Raw genomic sequence first — 19793 nt, 5'->3', positions numbered from 1 at the left:
CAAAAAAGAACGACGCACCGCATAACTTAATTCGTTCACAACAGTGCGTCGTTGTGTGGTGTGCATTATAGGGAAATCCGAAAACAACGCAAGTACTTTTTTCAGAAAAATTGCAAAAAACTTAAAAAAAACGACCGCTTGATGAAAAACAGAACAAAACAAAGAAAAAACATTCAAATAGCGGTCAGATTTTATCTCTACTCTAAATCTAGCACTTTTAAAGTCTTAAATCCCCAATATTGCATTACCTTCTCACGAACTTCCAAATTATCAATCTCCGCAGTACAAAAAGCTTGATTAATTTTTTCCATATCATTTTCTTGATATATTTTATTTTCCAATAATGTTATTACTCGTTTCGCAATCCCATTACCTGGATCAATAAAAAACTTCACGTTAGGTAACAGCTGCTGTAATTCTTGTTTCACTAATGGAAAATGGGTACACCCTAAAATAACGGTATCTAATGTAGGATGATCCTGCCATTGAGCAATTACTTTTTGTAATCTCTGCATATCAACTTTGCCTGTTTGCTGTTTGTACTCAACAATCTCAACTAAATCGGTTGTTCCTATTTTTTCCACAACACACTCACTCGCATATTGGGATATAAGGTCATCTACATAAGTACGAGAAACCGTCCCTTTAGTTGCCAACAGCCCAATTGTCTTGGTCTGGGAAATTATCGCAGCTGGTTTAATCGCAGGCACCGTCCCAACAATATAAAAAGGAAATTTCTCTCTCAATGCAGGTAATACGACTGTACTTGCGGTATTACAGGCAACCACCACCATATCAAGCGGGTAGATTTGTGTAATTTTTTGCACAATCTGCTTTGCCCGCTCAATTAGAGTCTCTTCTGATTTTTCTGAATAAGGAAAATAAGCATTATCAAAACAGTAAAGGTAGTGAGCATCAGGCAAACTTTGGCGAATAGCATCATAGATCGTCAATCCGCCCATTCCTGAGTCATATAAAAGAATTGTTGGTTTCATAAATTGGTACAGCAAATAAATTTGCTCAATGCTACTCCTTTATATCACAAGGTTCAAACGAAAATTTCGGTAAAAAAAGCTCATAAATAGCCAAGGGGTAGCCGTTTAAAGATAACAGTGAACGCCTTGCATATAATTTAGTCGCAGTATCAAAACACCATTCCAATGAAATGCGTGCGGGTTGCTGTGGGAATAGCCATAAGCCAATAGGGTTTTCTCCCAATTCTAAAACTGGGCTAGCCACCATTTCAATCGTCTGCTTCGGCAAAATTGTTTGAGCAAAAATCCAATCTTGCTCATCACCTTTTAATATCACTTCACGCAGCCAAGCGGTATGATTTTCGTCATTTTTTGCAAATGCCTGTGAAGATCTCACAGCTTGCCAACCCTGCTGAGTAATTTCAACCTTTAGATTATCACAAATGCTCTGTAACTTTTGCGTTAAAGAATCCGAATGTAGCAACCAATTCGCAACCTTCTTAGGTAAATTTTTCTCGCCTGTTTGCCAATTTCCATTTTCTAGCAATTTGCGATATAAAGAGAGCTTATCCATCTTATTACAAATAATTTGTCAGAATTCGGCTTAGCACATCATACCCTTTCTGAGTAAAATGCAGACCATCGTGACAAAATTCCAAATCCAATTTACCTTCCGCATTTTCAAAATACTGCCACGTTTTTACATAGATAACATCGCTTGCACAATGATTCTCAAGATACTGATTCAACTCTAGAATTTGTGGATTATCAACTGTGGCAATATTATTGACTGGCGTAGCTTCTAATAAATAAAAACGAGATGTTGGTGATATTTGGCGAAACACTGCAATCATATCATTGAGCCAATCCAACACCTGTTTCGGTGAATAATCAGGTTCTTTAACAATATCATTGACACCAAGAAAGATAAAAACATCTTTACCTAGTGAATGAATATGCTTTGGCTTCACAATAACATCTAAATATTGGCGAGTGCTAGTTCCAGATAAACCTAAATTCGCCACACTTTTACCCACAAGGCTTGGCGTTCCATCTGGCATATCACCCCACATATCAAATAGAGAATGCCCTATAAGAGAAATCTCTGCACATTTATCAAATTCTGTTTTTTTCGCTTGATAGCGATTAAAAATATCTTGGTCACTTAACATTATTTGTCTCCTCTAAAAAATTTATAAAATCGCCCCGCCTATTAAGCGTTACTGTACATCGTTTTGCTATTCAACCAACGGTGAATAAGCTGTTGAGCGAGTTCTGGATCTTGGGTAATTATCTGTTTTGCATAATTTTGCACTAATGGAATCATTTTTCGATCTCGCATCAGATTAGCCACTTTAAATTCAGCCATTCCTGTCTGTTTTGTGCCTAGAATTTCTCCTGTACCACGAATTTCGAGATCTTTTTCTGCAATCACAAACCCATCTTGACTATCTCGCATTACTTGTAAACGCTTACTGGAAATCTTACCTAACGGAGCTTTATACATTAGTACGCAATGAGACGCTGTTGCACCACGCCCGACACGTCCACGCAGTTGGTGCAACTGTGCTAAACCTAATCTTTCGGAATTTTCAATAATCATCAAACTGGCATTTGGTACATCAACCCCTACTTCAATCACTGTTGTCGCAACCAATAAATCAATATTTGCTTGCTTAAATTCCGCCATAATTGCTTGTTTTTCTTGTGGTTTCATTCTACCGTGCACCAAACCAATGCGTAAATCGGGCAAGGCTCTTTGCAAATCTTCTGCCATTGCTTCTGCTGCTTGAGCTTCTAGGACTTCCGATTCATCTATCAAAGTACAAACCCAATAAGCCTGCCGATGCTCATTTTTACAGGCTTGATATACTCGGCGAACAATTTCATCACGACGTTCTTCTGAGATAGCAACTGTTGTAATCGGTGTTCTACCTGGTGGTAATTCATCAATAATAGATGTATCTAAATCGGCATAAACCGTCATTGCTAATGTGCGGGGAATAGGTGTTGCTGTCATAATCAGCTGATGTGGATAAACATCGCCTTTAGCCCCTTTTTCTCGTAGTGTCAGCCGTTGATGCACGCCAAATCGGTGTTGTTCATCAATAATGACTAATGCCAAATTATGAAATTCAACTTGTTCTTGGAAAAGTGCGTGAGTTCCGATGATCATCTGCACATTGCCATTTTTTATTGCTTCAAGTTGTGCAGTGCGTGCTTTTCCCTTTACTTTTCCCGCTAACCAACCAACTTCAATGCCAAAAGGTTGTAGCCAATTTGCAAAATTAGTAGCGTGTTGCTCCGCCAAAATTTCAGTTGGTGCCATTAACGCAACTTGTTTACCATTATCAATGGCTAATAATGCCGCTAATGCAGCCACAAGGGTCTTTCCTGAACCAACATCACCTTGCACTAACCGCATCATCGGAAATGGCTTGGCTAAATCCTGTTCAATTTCACAAGTAACCCGTTGCTGTGCTTTGGTTGGTTGAAAAGGTAAGCTAGCTAAAAAACGTTGTTTTAAATCACTTTGATAACGTAATGATTCCGCATAATGTTGTTGCACACCAATTCTAATCTGCTGCATTGCTAAATTGTGTGCCAGTAGCTCTTCAAAAATAAGCCTTTTTTGTGCGGAATGTTCGCCTTTTTCCAATAATTCGACAGGAACATCAGGGGTTGGGCGATGTAAAAATTTTAAAGCGTCCTTTAAACTATATGGATACGGATTGAATTGATCAGGCAATAATTCTTGAACCTGTACTTTATCCAACAACGCGAGAGCTTGATCGGTTAATTTTCTGAGTGATGCCTGTTTTAATCCTTCAGTGGTTGAATAAATAGGCGTAAGCGTTTCTGCTAATACAAGCGGTTGGTTTCCCCGAATAATTTGATATTCAGGGTGATGAATCTCTGCCATATAACGCCCACGTCGAATTTCGCCAAAGGCTTTTACTCTTGTTCCAGCCACAAGGCTATTTTTCATTCCAGCATTAAAATTAAAAAATTTCAGGGTGATTTTACTTGTGCCGTCAGATAACGTTGTAGAAAGAATAGGGCGTTTACCAAATTGCACTTCAGTGAGTTGGACAATGCCTTCAATAGTGGCATAAGATTCTGGACGGAGATCAATAATCGGCGTGATCCTTGTACGATCTTCATAACGCATCGGTAAATGGAAAAGCAGATCTTGCACATTGTTGATCCCAATTCGGCTCAGCCTTTCAGCTATTGCAGATCCTACACCTGAAAGCGTAGTTAAAGGAACACCATCTAATAATTGCTGGCTCATTGGTAAAATTCCTGAAGAAATAAACTTATAAAAAGTGCTAACAAAAATAAGAGGAAATTCAAAATTATCTTTTAGTTTATGGGCTGTGGGTACAATCTTCGGGAATGGATCACAGTAATAATCAAAATAACGTCATCAAACTCTTGATAAACAATACGATAAGAACGAGCAAACATTTCCCTTAATGCATTATTTTCTTGTCGCATTCGCCCAGCTTTTGGAAGTAAGCTAATTAACTCTAAGGTTTCAAAAATTTCATTATAGAGCTTAATTCCACTTGCTGTATATGAAGTAAACTCAATTACATTTTCAATAATTTCATCAATATCTTTTAAAGCCTGATCGGAAATAATATAAGGCTTACGCATAACTTGCATTATTCATCTGCTCTTGAAGTTCTCGTTCTTTTCTTATTAACGTTTGCTCAATATGCTGCTTAGCTTGCTCGGCAGTATGAAATCGCCCTTGCTTATAGTCTTGTAAGCCTTTTGCAATTTTATCTGCTAAAAATTCATCATAACCTTTTTGTTTCATTAACATACATCTTCTCCGCTCGCTTTTAAATTATATAGATCCGACTCCCGAACCTCATTCGGGTGTTTCCCGTAAATGAGCAAAATTTAAATAATATTTGCAAAAAATTAAACAGATCTTACCGCTTTAACCACTCCAACTAGGTAAGAAAGTTTATGTAGGATAGTATCTAAATGTGCTTTATCTTTTACGCTCACCAACATTTTTACTTGGTAAACACCACCTGCTCTTGCTTCACTTTGGATACTCAAAATATTACTTTGCATTTTCGCAACGGCGGTTGTAATGTCTGCCAATACACCTTGTTGATTTAAAATATCAATCCAAATTTCTGCTTCAAACTCAATCGCTTTTTCTTTAGCAATTTCCCAACTGACTGGCATGTAGTGACGCTGATCTTGTGCATAATCTTTGACATTTCGACAACCAATGTGATGAATACTTAGTCCTTTTCCTGAGCTAATATGGGCAATAATCTCATCGCCAGGCACAGGTAAACAGCATTTTGCAAAGCTAATGAGGCTACTATCAACCCCTTGAATTGCCAATGGCTGATTATTTTCAGGATTTCCATCTGTATCAATTTCTAATTTTTGCCCTGATAAACGTTGTGCCACTACACCACTAATTTGATTACCCAAGCCTATTTCTGCAAGGAGATCATCAAAGTTAGTTAATTTTAATTCATCAAGTAAATTTTGTTTTACAAGCGGGTCGATTTGCTCAAAGTTTTGCGAATTTAGCGAGAGTAATAATTGTCGTTTACCTAAAGAAACCGCTGAATCACGTTCTTGGCGTTTTAAAGTGCTACGAATACAAGAGCGAGCTTTTGCTGTTACCACAAAGTTTAGCCATAGTGCATTCAAACGTACAGTTTCCGCCGTTTGAATTTCAATGGTTTGTCCAGATTGTAATGGCTGAGAAAGCGGATAAGGATTGCGGTCAACCACCGCACCAATACAGCGATCACCAATATCTGTATGTAACGCATACGCAAAATCTACTGCTGTCGCATTTGCAGGAAGTTGAACAATACGCCCCTTAGGCGTAAATACATAAATATCACTAGAGAATAGATCTGATTTAACATTCTCAATAAACTCAGCTGAATTTCCTGCACTTTGTTGCATCTCAACAATGCTTTTTAGCCATTGCTGTGTACGAACTTGAACGCTAGTGCTTGCGTGATCTTGATATCCCCAATGTGCAGCGACCCCAAGTCGAGCCATTTGATCCATCTCTTCCGTACGAATTAACACATCAACAGGCACACCTTTCGGTCCAATCATCGAAGTATGAAGAGATTGATAACCATTGGTTTTCGGTACGGCAATATAATCTTTAACTTGGAAAGGACGAGGTTTATATAGTGAATGCATCTGCCCAAGTACTCGATAGCAGTTATCCACACTCTCAACCACAACACGAAATGAATAAATATCTAAAATAGAATTAAAATGTTGCGTTTTTTCACGAATTTTTTGATAAAGATAATAAAGTGGGCGTTCTTTACCATACACTCGGCATTTGATCCCCACTTCATCTAAGCGAGCTTTAATTTCAGCAGAAATGCGTAAAATCATCTCTTGCAAATTTCCCCTTGCCGTTTCGATAGAGCGTTTAATTACTTCATAGCGGTAGGGATACATCGCCTTAAAGCAGAGATCTTCCAACTCATTTTTCAGGGATTCCATTCCTAAGCGATGAGCCAATGGCGTATAAATTTCAAGGGTTTCTTTCGCAATTCGCAAACGTTTATCTGGACGCAATGCCCCCAATGTTTGCATATTGTGTGTACGGTCAGCTAACTTAATTAACACCACGCGCACATCTTTGGTCATTGCCAAAATCATTTTACGGAAATTTTCCACCTGTGCTTCTTGGCGAGTACGAAATTTTAACTTATCGAGCTTAGAAACGCCCTGTACAATTTCTGCCACACTTGCCCCAAATTCTTCGGCAAGTTGCCCTTCCGTATAAGGCGTATCTTCGATCACATCGTGCAACAATGCAGCAATAACTGCTTCGTGATCGAGCTTCATTTCAGCAATAATACAAGCTACTGCAACAGGGTGAGTAATGTACGGTTCACCACTTGAGCGAAATTGACCTTCGTGAGCATCTCGTGCCACTACAAAGGCACGCTTTACTCGCTCGATCTGCTCTGCGGGTAGATAACCTTGAATAATGGAATTGAGAGGTTCAAAAAGATCCACGTTACACCTTTCCTTGAATAAAATTTAGATACAAAAATGGACAATTCACTTGTAAATTGAGTGAGAGATCTCACCGCTTACATTGAATTGCCCATTTAAAATTATGAATTTGCTTGGACATCCGCAAGGAAAGAAATAGCTTCTCTTTCAACCACTTCTTGATGAAGTGCATCAATTTTTTCTTGCTGATCCATAATCTGGTTATTGATTAAACCTTCTTCAATCTCACGCAATGCAATTACTGTTGGTTTATCGCCTTCTTCTGCCACTAACGCTTCACGCGTATGTAACTGTAATTGTCTTGCTCGGCGAGCTGCAGTTAAAATTAAATCAAAGCGGTTACCAATTTTATCTACTGCATCTTGAACGGTTACACGAGCCATTGTTTACTCCAAATTTTGCAAAATTTTCAATTTATAAAAGGATAGGGATTATACAGAAGTTAGATAATACTGACAATAGTTGGGAAAATGGTTGAAATTTGAAATTTTTAAAAACACAATTAGAATAGCAGGAAAAGTTGCGGAAAAGTAGATAAGGAATGAGAGTAAGTTGACATAGATGTAAAACAGGTTATTAGCAAACAACCACTTGTCTCATTTAGGGAGACAAGAAAAACCGATTTTATAACTTAATAAGTTACAAATCGGTTTTTTATAAGAGTTTTCTATCTACTCCAATTCTCCACAAAAACGATACCCTTCACCGTGAATAGTTACAATGATTTCTGGGGTATTAGGATGATCTTCAAAATGCTTACGAATACGGCGGATAGTAACATCAACAGTTCTATCGTGTGGTTTTAACTCACGTCCTGTCATTCGTTTAAGTAAATCATCACGAGTCTGAATTTTGCCTGGGTTTTCACAGAAATGAAGTAATGCTCTAAACTCACTACGAGGTAGTTTAATAATATCGCCTTCAGGGTTAATTAAACTACGGCTATTTACATCAAGCACCCAGTTATTAAAACGATAGCAATCAACTTGTTCATTTTCTTTAACTGATTTTTCTTTTTCTGACATCGTGCGTTGTAATAAATTTCTTGCACGAATGGTTAATTCTCTAGGGTTAAACGGCTTAGTGATATAATCATCAGCACCAATTTCAAGCCCAAGAATTTTATCCACTTCATTATCACGTCCAGTTAAAAACATTAAAGCGATATCAGTATTCTCACGTAATTCTCGAGCCAACATTAAGCCATTTTTACCTGGCAAATTGATGTCCATAATGACTAAATGAATAGGATTTTGTGCAAGTATTGAATGCATTTCTACCCCATCGGCAGCTTCAAAGACATCATAACCTTCCGCTTCAAACACATTTTTCAGAGTGTTGCGAGTTACAGCTTCATCTTCAACAATTAAAATTTGTGGATTTTCCATTTTGTTACTCTTATTAAATCATTATGTTATGTATCGCAATGCATATAAATGTTGCAAACTTGTGCCATTTTACTTGGTATTGTTATAATTAGAAAACATCTATTTTTACATTTAATTGGCTTTAATCAAATTTTAGCAAAAAAGTTCTAAAATGTTACCTATAAGATACTATTTCTGCTACAAGCTAATATATTCAATAGATATATCAAATAAATTTTTTGCCAAAGAAGTTGTTATATTTCTATGACTTAATATAGATTGTTTTTCTGCTAATACTATGCGACTAACAGGAACATCAATTAGTCCCAACATTCTGCGTTGATTTAAGGCACTCTGTAAAGGCAGAAAACTCGGGTTAAATGCTGCATTTTCAGCATATCGTCCTGTAATAATTTGCTCGCCAACCTGTAATGCAATTCCACTTACTGCTTGACTATAAGGTGCATAAGCATTTTCAGCCGCACTAATTGCCGCTTGAATTAAGACATCATTATGCTTTTTAAAAGCGTGATTTTGTGGATCAAATAGAACGTTATCAATGTTTAAGTTTGTTGGTCCAAAAGCATCAGGTAAATAACTGTGTAGTAAATTATGTTGGCTATGAGGTAAATGAATATGTAGCGTAGAGGCGGTATTCAGCTCGTTCATAAACTGGCGACAATGTCCACAAGGTGTATAATTTACCACCATATCGGTTAATGCGGTTTCACCAGATAACCAAGCGTGAGAAATTGCACTTTGTTCTGCGTGAACAGATTGAGCAATCGCATCACTTGCAAACTCATAATTTGCTCCGAAGTAGAATGTCCCTGATTTACCTATGGCTACTGCACCAACATAAAAATTAGAGACAGGCACAACAGCATAGCAAGCGGCAATAGGTAAGCAATGTAAAGCGAGCTGTACTGGAGATAAGTTAAATTCTACACACAATTGCTCAACGGTTTCAGCAGATATTTTGGCATTGTATTTTTGCAAAAAAAGTTGCTCAACTACCCGCTTGATTATATTTTTATGCTCAATATCAGAGTCTTGTTCTATTAGCTGTGTTAAACGTTGTTGTAAGTTCATTATTTTTCTCCTTTTAAATATTTAAAAACCTTACCCCCGAGCCACAATGACCCCAACACTATTCGCTTGAGCCACTGCTTTCGGTTTATGTAATTCAATTCTCAATGTTTTAATACCAAATTCATTTTGTAATAAATCAGCAACCTTATATGCCACAGTTTCCACCAATTTAAATGGTGTTTTCTCAACAAAATCAAGGATCTTTTGAGAAACATCTGCATAATTTAAGCAATGTTCTACATTATCTTCAGCAACAGCTTGGCTAAAATCCCACTCCATTTCGATATTAAAAATTAAACGCTGTTTAATCGTATGCTCCCAATCATAAGCACCTATTGAAGCAAAGGCAGTTAATTCATTAATAAAAACTTTATCAGTCATCGGATCTTTCCTTATTTTTCTTTTTCAAACTTCAGCGTAGAATATCACATAATTTATCGAAGAAATAAGGGGAAAATATGAGCGTAATCGCTTACGGTATCATTTTAGCAGCCTATTTATTTGGCTCTATTTCGAGTGCGATCCTTTTTTGTCGTCTTGCTGGCTTACCAGATCCAAGAGAACACGGTTCACATAACCCTGGTGCAACAAATGTTTTACGCATAGGGGGGAAATTATCGGCAATTGGAGTATTGCTATTTGACATTTTAAAAGGGCTACTTCCCGTGTCAGTCGGCTTTTATTTGAATCTATCTCCATCAGAAATTGGCTTTATTGCTCTTGCTGCTTGCTTAGGACACGTTTTCCCTATTTTCTTCGGCTTTCGTGGTGGTAAAGGTGTGGCAACCGCATTTGGCATACTTATCCCAATGGGCTATGCGATTTCAGGATTAGCTTTAGCTAGTTGGCTACTCGTATTTTTAATTTCAGGCTATTCATCTCTCAGTGCTGTGATAACAGCCCTTACACTCCCTTTCTATGTATGGTGGTTTAAGCCAGAATTTACTTTTCCTGTGGCTTTGGTTTGTTGTTTATTGGTTTATCGTCACCACGATAATATCCAGCGTTTATGGCGAGGGCAAGAGGATAAAGTATGGAAGAAAAAGAAGTCATAGCCCTTAATTCCACAAAAGTAAATAAGAAAAATTCTCAATCAAAATAGTCAATGCAAATCAATCTTATTTATTTGATAGGTATTTTCTATTTGATGGATAAATTATATTCATTTCACAGGGCAGATTTTTTTATTTATACTTTGTCTCGTTGAAATAATTCAGTTACACATATAGGAGAAAAGTAATGACAAATTCAATCGGTTTAAATGTTGCATCATCTGAAAAATTAGCAGCAGAACTTAATAAATTATTAGCAAGCTACCAAGTATTTTACACAAACGTGCGTGGTTACCACTGGAACATCAAAGGTGTTAGTTTCTTTGAATTACACGCTAAATTTGAAGAAATCTATGATGATTTAGTAGTAAAAGTAGATGAAATTGCAGAACGTATCTTAACTTTAGGTCACGTTCCAGCTAACGCATTCAGCCAATACTTAAAAGAATCGCAAATTGAAGAGCATATTGGTATTAGCTCTGCACAACAATGCTTAACTGGTACAGTTGAAGGCTTAAAAACGTTATTAAAACAACAACGTGAAATTTTAAATTTTGCAAATGAGTTAGATGATGAAGGTACAGCATCACAAATGAGCGACTACATTAAAGAACAAGAAAAACTTGTTTGGATGTTCTCTGCTGCTGCAACTTGTGGTGTTTGCCAACAATAATAGCTTAGTAATTCAGAGATACACTAAAAATAGCACCTTCGTGGTGCTATTTTCTTATAAATTCCACACAATTCTGATAAATCCTACCTCTCAAAAGCTAAACAGCGTATAATTGCTACTTTCGTTTTATACAGAAGTCAAAGGGCAATATAATGAGTCAATTTTTTTATATTCATCCAGATAATCCCCAATCTCGCTTGATTAACCAAGCGGTTGAAATTATCAAAAAAGGCGGTGTAATTGTTTACCCAACAGATTCTGGCTATGCTCTTGGTTGTGGATTAGGTGAAAAGCACGCAATGGATAAAATTGTGGCGATTCGTAAACTACCTGAGAATCATAATTTTACTTTAGTATGTAGTGATTTATCAGAACTTTCGACTTATGCTTTGGTAACAAACCAATCTTATCGCTTAATCAAAAATAATGTGCCAAACCCTTACACTTTTATTTTGCCTGCAACGAAAGATGTGCCACGCCGTTTACTGACGAAACGAAAAACTATCGGTATTAGAGTACCTGATAATGCGATTGCCTTAGCGTTAATTTCTGCACTGGGAGAACCCATTCTCTCTTGCTCATTAATGCTTCCCGATGAAGAGATTACACAGTCAGATCCTGATGTAATTCGAGATTATCTTGAACATCAAGTAGATTTAATTATTCACGGTGGTTATTTAGGCCAAGATCCGACAACTGTGATTGACTTAACCCAAGATAGCCCTGAAATTATTCGAGTTGGTTCAGGTGATCCGACTCCATTTAACTAATTTCCTAATTTAACCCAAATAATCGACGCTTGTGAAAGCGACAATAAGGAACAAAAATGACAACATTTCGTAAATCAAACAGCCCTAAGCGGTCAGATTCTACAAAAAATACACAAAACTCAAGCTCAAGTCGCCAAGGAGTTGCACGTCCAAAGCTTGCAAAAAAAGTTGAAAAACCCACCGCTATCAATGAAGTAAATGTAGCGAAAACAACCAAAGTTTCTGGAGAGAAATTACAAAAAGTATTAGCTAGAGCGGGTCAAGGGTCTCGCCGTGAAATTGAAGAAGTGATTGCGGCAGGACGAGTCAGTGTTGATGGCAAAATTGCAACCTTAGGCGACCGAGTTCAAGTCAGCTCAAGTACCAAAATTCGTATTGACGGGCATTTAGTTAATCTAATCCCAACACAGAAAGAAATTTGTCGAGTATTGATGTACTACAAACCAGAGGGAGAACTTTGTACTCGCTCTGATCCTGAAGGTAGAGCAACGGTATTTGATCGATTACCACGCATTAGTGGCTCTCGTTGGATTGCTGTCGGACGTTTAGATATCAATACATCGGGCTTACTATTATTTACGACCGATGGTGAATTAGCCAACCGCTTAATGCACCCAAGTCGTGAAGTTGAACGTGAATATTCAGTACGCGTTTTTGGGGAAGTTGATGATGCAATGCTACAACGCTTACGCAAAGGTGTTCAACTGGAAGATGGTCCAGCAAGTTTCAAACAAATTAAAGTTGTCGGTGGAACAGGACTTAACCAATGGTTTGATGTTACCTTAACCGAAGGTCGTAATCGTGAAGTCCGCCGTTTATGGGAATCTCAAGGCATTCAAGTAAGTCGTTTAATTCGTATCCGCTACGGCAACATTAAACTTGAAAAAAGCTTACCTCGCGGTGGCTGGGAAGAAATGGGATTAGAGCAGGTAAACTATCTACGAGAATTAGTCGGATTATCTGCCGAAACAGAAACAAAAGTTGATGTCACCAAAAACCGTCGTCGTACCAGTGCAAGACAGATCAGAAAAGCGGTAAAACAGCATACTAAATACCGTAAAAACTAATAAAATAGTGCTAGGTATTTTTGCCTAGCTATTTTTTAAGGATCATCAATGACTACTTTCAATCTTCGTTTAAAAGCGAAAAGTGAATTAACGCCACATCCAACAGCACAATACTGGCGTAAATGCCAAGTCGAAGAGTTATTTGAAATGCCGTTTATGGAGCTAGTTTTTAAAGCAGCTCAAGTTCATCGCGAGCATTTTAATCCGCAAGAAATTCAGCTCTCAACTTTACTCTCAATTAAAACAGGTGGTTGCCCTGAAGATTGCGAATATTGTCCACAATCTGCCCGCTATGATACAGGGCTAGAACGCCAAACAATGCTTGAAGTTGAAGAAATTTTAGAAAAAGCCAAAATAGCAAAAGCTCGTGGGGCAAGCCGTTTTTGTATGGGGGCTGCGTGGCGAGGTCCAAAACCAAAAGATATTGATACGGTATCTAAGATCATTTCGGCAGTCAAAGATCTTGGCTTAGAAACTTGTGGTACTTTTGGTATGTTAGAAGATGGAATGGCAGAAGATCTCAAAAATGCAGGATTAGATTACTACAACCATAATTTAGATACCGATCCTGAACGCTACCATAAAGTGATTCATACTCGTAGCCACGATGATCGAATGGATACATTAGGCAAAGTACGCAATGCAGGCTTAAAAGTCTGCTGTGGTGGTATTGTGGGAATGAATGAAACTCGCCCAGAGCGAGCAGGGTTAATCGCAAGTCTTGCAAATCTAGATCCACAACCTGAAAGTGTTCCGATCAATCAACTGGTTAAAGTTGAAGGTACCCCGCTAGCAGAAGCGGAAGATCTTGATTGGACTGAATTTGTTCGCACTATTGCAGTTGCTCGAATCACAATGCCAACAAGCTATGTCCGTTTATCTGCTGGGCGTGGTAATATGCCAGAGGCAATGCAAGCTCTCTGCTTTATGGCAGGAGCAAATTCCATTTTCTATGGTGATAAACTACTCACTACCGAAAATCCTGAAGAAGATCACGATAGGCAATTAATGGATAAGTTGGATCTCTACCCATTAAACTATCAAGTAGCCTAATACTTAGTAAATGCCACCCAGAAGTGGCATTTCATATAATATGAATTTGCAAAAAATCTAACTTATCTCACCGCTTATCACCAATGGTAATTGCCAATCTATTGCTGTTAATCCCTGTTGGTGTAAATAGTGATTAGTTTGAGAGAAATGTTTGCAGCCTAAAAAACCACGATGAGCAGATAATGGCGATGGGTGTGGTGCAGTAAGTACACAATGGCGGGAGCGATCGATAAATTGCCCTTTTTTCTGTGCGTGACTTCCCCAAAGTAAGAAAACAAGATGCTCTCTATGTTGATTTAATTGTTCAATAACTTTATCGGTAAAACGTTCCCAGCCGATATTTGCGTGGGAATGTGCTTTTCCGTGTTCTACGGTTAATACGGTGTTCAACAATAGCACGCCTTGTTTTGCCCAATCGACTAAATAACCGTGTTTAGGAATCTGGAAATCAACATCTTGTGCTAACTCTTTATATATATTGACGAGTGATGGAGGAGGAACAACACCAGGTTTGACCGAAAAAGAGAGCCCGTGTGCTTGATTTACATTGTGATAAGGGTCTTGTCCTAAAATCACGACCTTAACATCTGAAAATTCAGTTAAAGCGAAAGCACTAAAAACTTCATTTTGCGGGGGATAAATTACCTTTCCTGTCGCTCGTTCTTGATAGATGTACTGTAAAATATGCTGAAAGTAATCTTGTTCTTTTTCTTCGCCAATGGCTTCTTTCCACGTTTTCATTATTATTCCTTGTTAATGAATAGTTAATAATCAATTTTAGTTGTTAAAATGTGCTTGTTATTTGAGCTATAAAGCCAATTTTATCAAAAAATAGACAAAAATTTCTCGCTTTTTGTTGAATAGCGGTTAGAATAATCAAAATTTTTTGAAATATTCAAATTTTTTTATAGTTTCATTGTTCAACACATTATTTAATTTAGATTAGGAGTCTCAAATGATCAAAGGTGTACAAATTACCGAATCTGCAAACAGCAACTTATTAAACTCTTTCTGGTTATTAGACGAAGAAAAAAATGAAGCTCGTTGCTTAGTTGCTAAAGGTGATTTCAAAGAAGACCAAATCGTTGCAATCAGCGAATTAGGTCAAATCGCATATCGTGAAGTACCAGTAAACGTAGCACCAACTATCAAAGTAGAAGGTGGTCAGCACTTAAACGTAAACGTATTACGTCGTGAAACATTAGAAGATGCGGTTAAAAATCCTGAAAAATATCCACAATTAACTATTCGTGTTTCTGGCTACGCAGTTCGTTTCAACTCATTAACTCCAGAACAACAACGTGATGTAATCACTCGTACTTTCACCGAAAGTTTATAATTTATATTGGTGTAATAGACAAATTTGTTACTGTTCTACCAAAAACTATTTTGTCCATTACACCTTTTATACACTATCCTAGATTATCTAAAGAGAATCCATAAGGGTGTTCCAAACGCCATCACATTTTGATTAATACCAAGTGTTTATGAGAGTTAAAAAATTTTCCATTTAATTGCTCCTTTTCATTTTATTATTTCCTTGCAAATCTCTCTTATCTTTTATTTTATAATCCATTTCTAGAGAGGTATAGCGTTAGTGAAAATATGGCTTCTCCCTAATCCTTTTTGATAAAATACTGGAGGAGGAATTTAAACAGAATGGCATAGAAACGAAACTAGAAATTGCGACCTTAACTTTAGTAAGGTTATATTCTGCATTAGAATTGTTTTTTGAAATTGTTTGAATTTTAAATGGTGCCCGAGGCCAGACTTGAACTGGCACGCCCCGAAAGGCGAGGGATTTTAAATCCCTTGCGTCTACCGATTCCGCCACTCGGGCACAACGCTTTAAAATGGAGCGGGAAACGAGGCTCGAACTCGCGACCCCGACCTTGGCAAGGTCGTGCTCTACCAACTGAGCTATTCCCGCAAAAAAACGCTACATTTCAGTAGCGTTTCGATGTGGTGCATTTTAGCGATTTCTTAGATTGTGTCAAACGGAATTTTAAAAATCTTTTCTATTAGACTAAAATTCACGCTTTTTGCTGAATTTTTGCAAAATTTTCCTAAAATCTAACCGCTTAACCTATACTACATTTCATCTTGACTAAGATCTTCAATCAAATTACTAACGAATGCTAATCTCTCTGCTGAATTTTCCATAGGTTTACTAAAACGGAACTTATGTGGCCCATCAAATTTATAGGTTTGTTTATCTGATTGAATAAGTTTTAAGAACTTCATCGGATCAGGTTGAGCCGTTGGTTTAAATTCTAAATAACCACCGCTAATGCCTGCATCAACTTTTTTCAACCCTAACCCTTTCGCCAAATGACGTAATTGTGTGATTTGAAATAGGTTTTTCGTGGCATCTGGCAGTAAACCAAAGCGATCGATCAATTCAATTTTAAGATCTTTTAGTCCTTCCACATTTTCACAACTTGCGATACGTTTATAGAAAGACAAACGCATATTAACATCAGGCACATAATCATCAGGCAATAATGCAGGCACTCGTAGCTCGATCTCAACTTGTTGTTGAGTAATTTCATCTAAAGTCGGTTCACGCCCTTCTTGTAGGGCTTTTACGGCACTTTCAAGCAAATCCATATAGAGCGAAAAGCCGATAGACTCAATCTGTCCGCTCTGCTCACTTCCGAGTAATTCGCCTGCTCCACGAATTTCTAAATCGTGGGTCGCCAACACAAAACCAGCCCCAAGATTATCAATACTACTCATTGCTTCCAAGCGTTGCTGTGCATCTTTGGTTAATGTTTTCGGGTGTGGCGTGAGCATATAAGCATAAGCTTGATGATGAGAACGCCCAACACGTCCACGCAATTGGTGTAACTGTGCAAGTCCGAACTTATCTGCTCGTTCAATAATAATGGTATTCGCTGTTGGGACATCAATCCCTGTTTCAATAATGGTTGAGCAAACCAACAAATTAAAACGCTGATGATAGAAATCGGACATTACTCGCTCTAAATCACGCTCTCGTATTTGCCCGTGTCCAATCACAATACGGGCTTCAGGCACAAGCTCTGATAATTTTTGAGCTGTATTTTCGATAGTCGCAACATCATTATGTAGATAATAAACTTGTCCGCCACGCAGAATTTCACGCAAAATAGCTTCTCGAATAAGCAGATCATCACTTTGTCTGACAAAGGTTTTAATCGACAAACGGCGGGCTGGAGGGCTTGCAATGATAGAGAGATCACGCATTCCATTTAGTGCCATATTTAAGGTTCTAGGGATAGGTGTCGCAGTGAGCGTTAAAATATCCACATTCGCTCTTAGCTGTTTAATTCGCTCTTTTTGTCGAACCCCAAAGCGATGCTCTTCATCAATCACCAACAAACCTAAATCTCGGAACTGCACATCATCTTGTAATAGCTTATGCGTACCAACCAAAATATCGACTTTACCTTCGGCTGTTCGTTCTAAAATCTCTTTTTGTTCTTTTGCTGTTTTAAAACGAGATAATACTTCAACATTAACAGGCTGATTTGCAAAGCGATCTTTAAAATTTTCATAATGTTGCTGTGCTAACAACGTAGTTGGGGCAAGAATAGCAACTTGTTTTTGGTTCATTACTGCCAAAAAAGTCGCCCGCATTGCTACTTCTGTTTTACCGAAACCAACATCACCGCACACAAGACGATCCATTGCTTTAGGCAAACACATATCACTAATTACCGCATTGATCGCTATTTTCTGATCTTCAGTTTCTTCAAACGGGAAAGTTGCACTAAATTGCTGGAAAGCCTCTCTATCATATTGAAATGCAAAGCCTTTTTGAGATTCACGTTTGGCATACACATCAAGTAATTCGGCAGCGACATCACGAATTTTCTCCGCCGCTTTCTGACGTGTTTTCGCCCACGCTTCGCTACCTAATTTATGTAAAGGAGCAGTTTCATCAGCCCCACCAATATAACGACTAATCAGGTGTAATGAGGCAACAGGCACATATAATTTGGCATCGTTGGCATAATTTAAAACTAAATATTCTGCTTTAATACCGCCTGCATCTAAGGTTGTTAGCCCTGCATAACGCCCAACTCCATTTTCTAAATGTACAACGGCTTGCCCTATTTTCAGCTCTGCCAGATTACGAATTAAAGTATCGGGATTAACGGTTTTTCGTTGCTTCTCTCGGCTACGGTTCTGTTGAACTTTTTCACCAAGCAGATCCGTTTCGCAAATGATTGCAAGAATCTCACCGCTTGCTTGTTCGATCATAAACCCTTGATCTAAATTCCCGATCATCAAATTAAACGGATCTGATACTTGCTCTAGCTTTTTGATTTGCTTAGGTTTAATACCCAGTGGCGAAAGTAGCTCTAATAAGGTTTCCCGTCTGCCTTCCGTTTCTACCGAAAAGAGTATCTGCCCCGTCAGCTTTTGGCAAAATTGCTGGAATTGAGCAAAAGGCTCTTTACTGCTTGATTGAATCGCAATATCGGGCAAAGGTTGTAAATTGGCATTCTGTTTTGCCGCAGATTTTCTAACTTTCTCGCTGGTTAAACTCAAGCGTGGATAACATTTAAGCTGTTGATTTATTTCATCAATCGCAAACCATAACTTATTTGGTGCAAGCAATGGACGCATTGGATCAACTCTACGGCTTTCATAACGCTGTTCGGTATCTCGATGAAACTGCTCTGCCTTAGCTTGAATATCATTGAAAGTGATGAACAACGTATTTTCAAGCAAGTAGTCAAATAAACTCGCCATTTGCTCAAAAAAGAGCGGCTGCCAATACTCAATACCAGCGTTCAAAATGCCTTTACTGACTTGCTGATAAATATGTTCTGGCTCTCGGCGAATTTCACCAAACTGCTCACGAAATTGGCCACGAAAAAACTCAATGCCTTTACTGTCAGTTGGAAATTCGTGAGCAGGCAATAAATTGATTTCTGCAATCTCGGCAATAGTGCGTTGATTATCCACATCAAAAGTACGAATTGAATCAATTTCATCATCAAAAAAATCTAAGCGATAAGGTTGCTCTGCCCCCATAGGATAGAGATCAAGCAACGCCCCACGCACAGCATATTCACCATATTCTAAAACTTGCTCGACAGCTCGATACCCCGCATTTTCAAGTTGTAAGCGTAATTTATCTATTGAGAACGTATCTCCTTTTTTGATCAATAGCACATTATTCGATAAATAACTCGGCGGACATACCTTTTGCAATAACGTACTTATCGGCAGCAATAAAATCTGTTTTCTGCCTTGTTGTAATTGGAAAAGTGCAGAAAGACGAGCTGAAATAATATCTTGATGGGGCGAAAAATTATCATAAGGCAACGTTTCCCAATCAGGGAAAAGCTGCACTGGCAATGGCGTAAATTGCGATAAACTTTTTTCTAAACGCAATGCAGTGCGAGTATCGGGCGTAACAACCACACTCAAGCCATTAAATTGCTGACTCGCTTCGGCAATGGCAAGCGTATCGGAATGCCCCACAAGATTACCTAACGTTTGGTGATCTTGATGAGTGCTGTCTATTTTGGGTAAGGTAAATTGAAGTAATGACATAAGCGGTTTGATTGATGTGAAAAGATGTAATTTTAGTATTAATAACCAATTTATAGTAAATAAATCACCTAGTACTTTCAGTAAAACCTGCTACGAATAAATGATTCATAACACTTTTTATTTTCATAGAGATATTAATTATAATTT

General features: G+C 38.0%; 19 protein-coding genes and 2 tRNA genes. 6 read left to right on the top strand and 15 right to left on the bottom strand.

Annotation, left to right across the window (positions count from 1 at the left end):
• Positions 1–197: 197 nt before the first annotated feature.
• The 11 genes from murI to folB all read right to left on the bottom strand — a co-directional run bounded on the left by murI (position 198) and on the right by folB (position 9859).
• Positions 198–995 carry a glutamate racemase gene (murI, locus tag A1D25_RS08980; protein WP_157395345.1) on the bottom strand — a complete coding sequence of 266 codons (798 nt, stop codon included), beginning with the start codon at positions 993–995 and terminating at the stop codon, positions 198–200.
• Between the two features lie 31 nt (positions 996–1026).
• Positions 1027–1548 carry a chorismate--pyruvate lyase family protein gene (locus A1D25_RS08975; protein ID WP_157395344.1) on the bottom strand — a complete coding sequence of 174 codons (522 nt, stop codon included), beginning with the start codon at positions 1546–1548 and terminating at the stop codon, positions 1027–1029.
• A 4-nt stretch (positions 1549–1552) separates the two neighbouring features.
• Complete coding sequence (locus A1D25_RS08970) at positions 1553–2146, bottom strand: SGNH/GDSL hydrolase family protein (protein ID WP_157395343.1); 594 nt, start codon at positions 2144–2146, stop codon at positions 1553–1555.
• A 41-nt stretch (positions 2147–2187) separates the two neighbouring features.
• Positions 2188–4269 carry an ATP-dependent DNA helicase RecG gene (gene recG / locus A1D25_RS08965; protein WP_157395342.1) on the bottom strand — a complete coding sequence of 694 codons (2082 nt, stop codon included), beginning with the start codon at positions 4267–4269 and terminating at the stop codon, positions 2188–2190.
• Between the two features lie 71 nt (positions 4270–4340).
• Positions 4341–4646 (bottom strand): type II toxin-antitoxin system RelE/ParE family toxin, encoded by a 306-nt coding sequence (locus A1D25_RS08960; RefSeq protein ID WP_420825114.1) that lies wholly within the window; start codon positions 4644–4646, stop codon positions 4341–4343.
• Positions 4630–4809: a hypothetical protein gene (locus A1D25_RS08955; protein WP_157395341.1), complete on the bottom strand. Its 180-nt coding sequence runs from the start codon at positions 4807–4809 to the stop codon at positions 4630–4632. The genes A1D25_RS08960 and A1D25_RS08955 overlap by 17 nt, the downstream gene beginning before the upstream one ends.
• Before the next feature lie 101 nt (positions 4810–4910).
• A complete protein-coding gene (spoT, locus tag A1D25_RS08950) occupies positions 4911–7019 on the bottom strand; it encodes a bifunctional GTP diphosphokinase/guanosine-3',5'-bis pyrophosphate 3'-pyrophosphohydrolase (RefSeq protein ID WP_157395340.1) in 2109 nt (702 codons plus the stop codon).
• 101 nt (positions 7020–7120) lie between these two features.
• A complete protein-coding gene (gene rpoZ, locus A1D25_RS08945) occupies positions 7121–7402 on the bottom strand; it encodes a DNA-directed RNA polymerase subunit omega (RefSeq protein ID WP_157395339.1) in 282 nt (93 codons plus the stop codon).
• Positions 7403–7690: 288 nt separating this feature from the next.
• Positions 7691–8407 (bottom strand): two-component system response regulator ArcA, encoded by a 717-nt coding sequence (gene arcA, locus A1D25_RS08940; RefSeq protein ID WP_157395338.1) that lies wholly within the window; start codon positions 8405–8407, stop codon positions 7691–7693.
• 177 nt (positions 8408–8584) lie between these two features.
• A complete protein-coding gene (cdd, locus tag A1D25_RS08935) occupies positions 8585–9478 on the bottom strand; it encodes a cytidine deaminase (RefSeq protein WP_157395337.1) in 894 nt (297 codons plus the stop codon).
• Between the two features lie 30 nt (positions 9479–9508).
• Positions 9509–9859 carry a dihydroneopterin aldolase gene (gene folB / locus A1D25_RS08930; RefSeq protein ID WP_157395336.1) on the bottom strand — a complete coding sequence of 117 codons (351 nt, stop codon included), beginning with the start codon at positions 9857–9859 and terminating at the stop codon, positions 9509–9511.
• A gap of 77 nt (positions 9860–9936) precedes the next feature.
• Here folB and plsY point away from each other — a divergent pair, with 77 nt between their 5' ends.
• From plsY to bioB, 5 genes are all read left to right on the top strand, one after another.
• Positions 9937–10533: a glycerol-3-phosphate 1-O-acyltransferase PlsY gene (plsY, locus tag A1D25_RS08925; RefSeq protein WP_157395335.1), complete on the top strand. Its 597-nt coding sequence runs from the start codon at positions 9937–9939 to the stop codon at positions 10531–10533.
• 184 nt (positions 10534–10717) lie between these two features.
• Entirely contained in the window at positions 10718–11203 is a 486-nt protein-coding gene (locus tag A1D25_RS08920) for a Dps family protein (protein WP_157395334.1), read from the top strand.
• Between the two features lie 152 nt (positions 11204–11355).
• Positions 11356–11973 carry an L-threonylcarbamoyladenylate synthase gene (locus tag A1D25_RS08915; RefSeq protein ID WP_157395333.1) on the top strand — a complete coding sequence of 206 codons (618 nt, stop codon included), beginning with the start codon at positions 11356–11358 and terminating at the stop codon, positions 11971–11973.
• Between the two features lie 56 nt (positions 11974–12029).
• On the top strand, positions 12030–13040 hold the full coding sequence (gene rluB, locus A1D25_RS08910; RefSeq protein ID WP_157395332.1) for a 23S rRNA pseudouridine(2605) synthase RluB: 1011 nt from the start codon (positions 12030–12032) through the stop codon (positions 13038–13040).
• Between the two features lie 48 nt (positions 13041–13088).
• Positions 13089–14093 carry a biotin synthase BioB gene (bioB, locus tag A1D25_RS08905; RefSeq protein WP_157395331.1) on the top strand — a complete coding sequence of 335 codons (1005 nt, stop codon included), beginning with the start codon at positions 13089–13091 and terminating at the stop codon, positions 14091–14093.
• Positions 14094–14150: 57 nt separating this feature from the next.
• Here the strand turns inward: bioB and ung are convergent, their stop codons facing one another.
• Complete coding sequence (gene ung, locus A1D25_RS08900; protein WP_157395330.1) at positions 14151–14834, bottom strand: uracil-DNA glycosylase; 684 nt, start codon at positions 14832–14834, stop codon at positions 14151–14153.
• A gap of 214 nt (positions 14835–15048) precedes the next feature.
• Between ung and grcA the strand changes: the two genes are divergently transcribed.
• Positions 15049–15432 carry an autonomous glycyl radical cofactor GrcA gene (gene grcA, locus A1D25_RS08895; protein WP_157395329.1) on the top strand — a complete coding sequence of 128 codons (384 nt, stop codon included), beginning with the start codon at positions 15049–15051 and terminating at the stop codon, positions 15430–15432.
• A gap of 414 nt (positions 15433–15846) precedes the next feature.
• On the opposite strand, the gene A1D25_RS08890 is transcribed toward grcA, so the two are convergent.
• The 3 genes from A1D25_RS08890 to mfd all read right to left on the bottom strand — a co-directional run bounded on the left by A1D25_RS08890 (position 15847) and on the right by mfd (position 19646).
• Positions 15847–15933, bottom strand: a tRNA-Leu gene (locus A1D25_RS08890).
• A gap of 14 nt (positions 15934–15947) precedes the next feature.
• Positions 15948–16023: transfer RNA gene (locus A1D25_RS08885), tRNA-Gly, on the bottom strand.
• A gap of 161 nt (positions 16024–16184) precedes the next feature.
• The gene (gene mfd / locus A1D25_RS08880) at positions 16185–19646 is read right to left on the bottom strand and encodes a transcription-repair coupling factor (RefSeq protein WP_157395328.1); all 3462 of its coding nucleotides are present in this window, start codon (positions 19644–19646) and stop codon (positions 16185–16187) included.
• Positions 19647–19793: the final 147 nt, after the last annotated feature.

The sequence above is a fragment of the Ursidibacter arcticus genome (assembly GCF_009761375.1).
Classification (GTDB): domain Bacteria; phylum Pseudomonadota; class Gammaproteobacteria; order Enterobacterales; family Pasteurellaceae; genus Ursidibacter; species Ursidibacter arcticus.
The sequence above is the reverse complement of the archived record's forward strand: the minus strand, read 5'-3'. Positions and strand labels throughout refer to the sequence as shown.

What these genes read in the sequence shown, in the direction of transcription:
- murI (WP_157395345.1), bottom strand. Translation starts at nt 995, where the DNA reads ATGAAACCAACAATTCTTTTATATGACTCAGGAATGGGCGGATTGACG.
- A1D25_RS08975 (WP_157395344.1), bottom strand. Translation starts at nt 1,548, where the DNA reads ATGGATAAGCTCTCTTTATATCGCAAATTGCTAGAAAATGGAAATTGG.
- A1D25_RS08970 (WP_157395343.1), bottom strand. Translation starts at nt 2,146, where the DNA reads ATGTTAAGTGACCAAGATATTTTTAATCGCTATCAAGCGAAAAAAACA.
- recG (WP_157395342.1), bottom strand. Translation starts at nt 4,269, where the DNA reads ATGAGCCAGCAATTATTAGATGGTGTTCCTTTAACTACGCTTTCAGGT.
- A1D25_RS08960 (WP_420825114.1), bottom strand. Translation starts at nt 4,646, where the DNA reads ATGCAAGTTATGCGTAAGCCTTATATTATTTCCGATCAGGCTTTAAAA.
- A1D25_RS08955 (WP_157395341.1), bottom strand. Translation starts at nt 4,809, where the DNA reads ATGTTAATGAAACAAAAAGGTTATGATGAATTTTTAGCAGATAAAATT.
- rpoZ (WP_157395339.1), bottom strand. Translation starts at nt 7,402, where the DNA reads ATGGCTCGTGTAACCGTTCAAGATGCAGTAGATAAAATTGGTAACCGC.
- arcA (WP_157395338.1), bottom strand. Translation starts at nt 8,407, where the DNA reads ATGGAAAATCCACAAATTTTAATTGTTGAAGATGAAGCTGTAACTCGC.
- cdd (WP_157395337.1), bottom strand. Translation starts at nt 9,478, where the DNA reads ATGAACTTACAACAACGTTTAACACAGCTAATAGAACAAGACTCTGAT.
- folB (WP_157395336.1), bottom strand. Translation starts at nt 9,859, where the DNA reads ATGACTGATAAAGTTTTTATTAATGAATTAACTGCCTTTGCTTCAATA.
- plsY (WP_157395335.1), top strand. Translation starts at nt 9,937, where the DNA reads ATGAGCGTAATCGCTTACGGTATCATTTTAGCAGCCTATTTATTTGGC.
- A1D25_RS08920 (WP_157395334.1), top strand. Translation starts at nt 10,718, where the DNA reads ATGACAAATTCAATCGGTTTAAATGTTGCATCATCTGAAAAATTAGCA.
- A1D25_RS08915 (WP_157395333.1), top strand. Translation starts at nt 11,356, where the DNA reads ATGAGTCAATTTTTTTATATTCATCCAGATAATCCCCAATCTCGCTTG.
- rluB (WP_157395332.1), top strand. Translation starts at nt 12,030, where the DNA reads ATGACAACATTTCGTAAATCAAACAGCCCTAAGCGGTCAGATTCTACA.
- bioB (WP_157395331.1), top strand. Translation starts at nt 13,089, where the DNA reads ATGACTACTTTCAATCTTCGTTTAAAAGCGAAAAGTGAATTAACGCCA.
- ung (WP_157395330.1), bottom strand. Translation starts at nt 14,834, where the DNA reads ATGAAAACGTGGAAAGAAGCCATTGGCGAAGAAAAAGAACAAGATTAC.
- grcA (WP_157395329.1), top strand. Translation starts at nt 15,049, where the DNA reads ATGATCAAAGGTGTACAAATTACCGAATCTGCAAACAGCAACTTATTA.
- mfd (WP_157395328.1), bottom strand. Translation starts at nt 19,646, where the DNA reads ATGTCATTACTTCAATTTACCTTACCCAAAATAGACAGCACTCATCAA.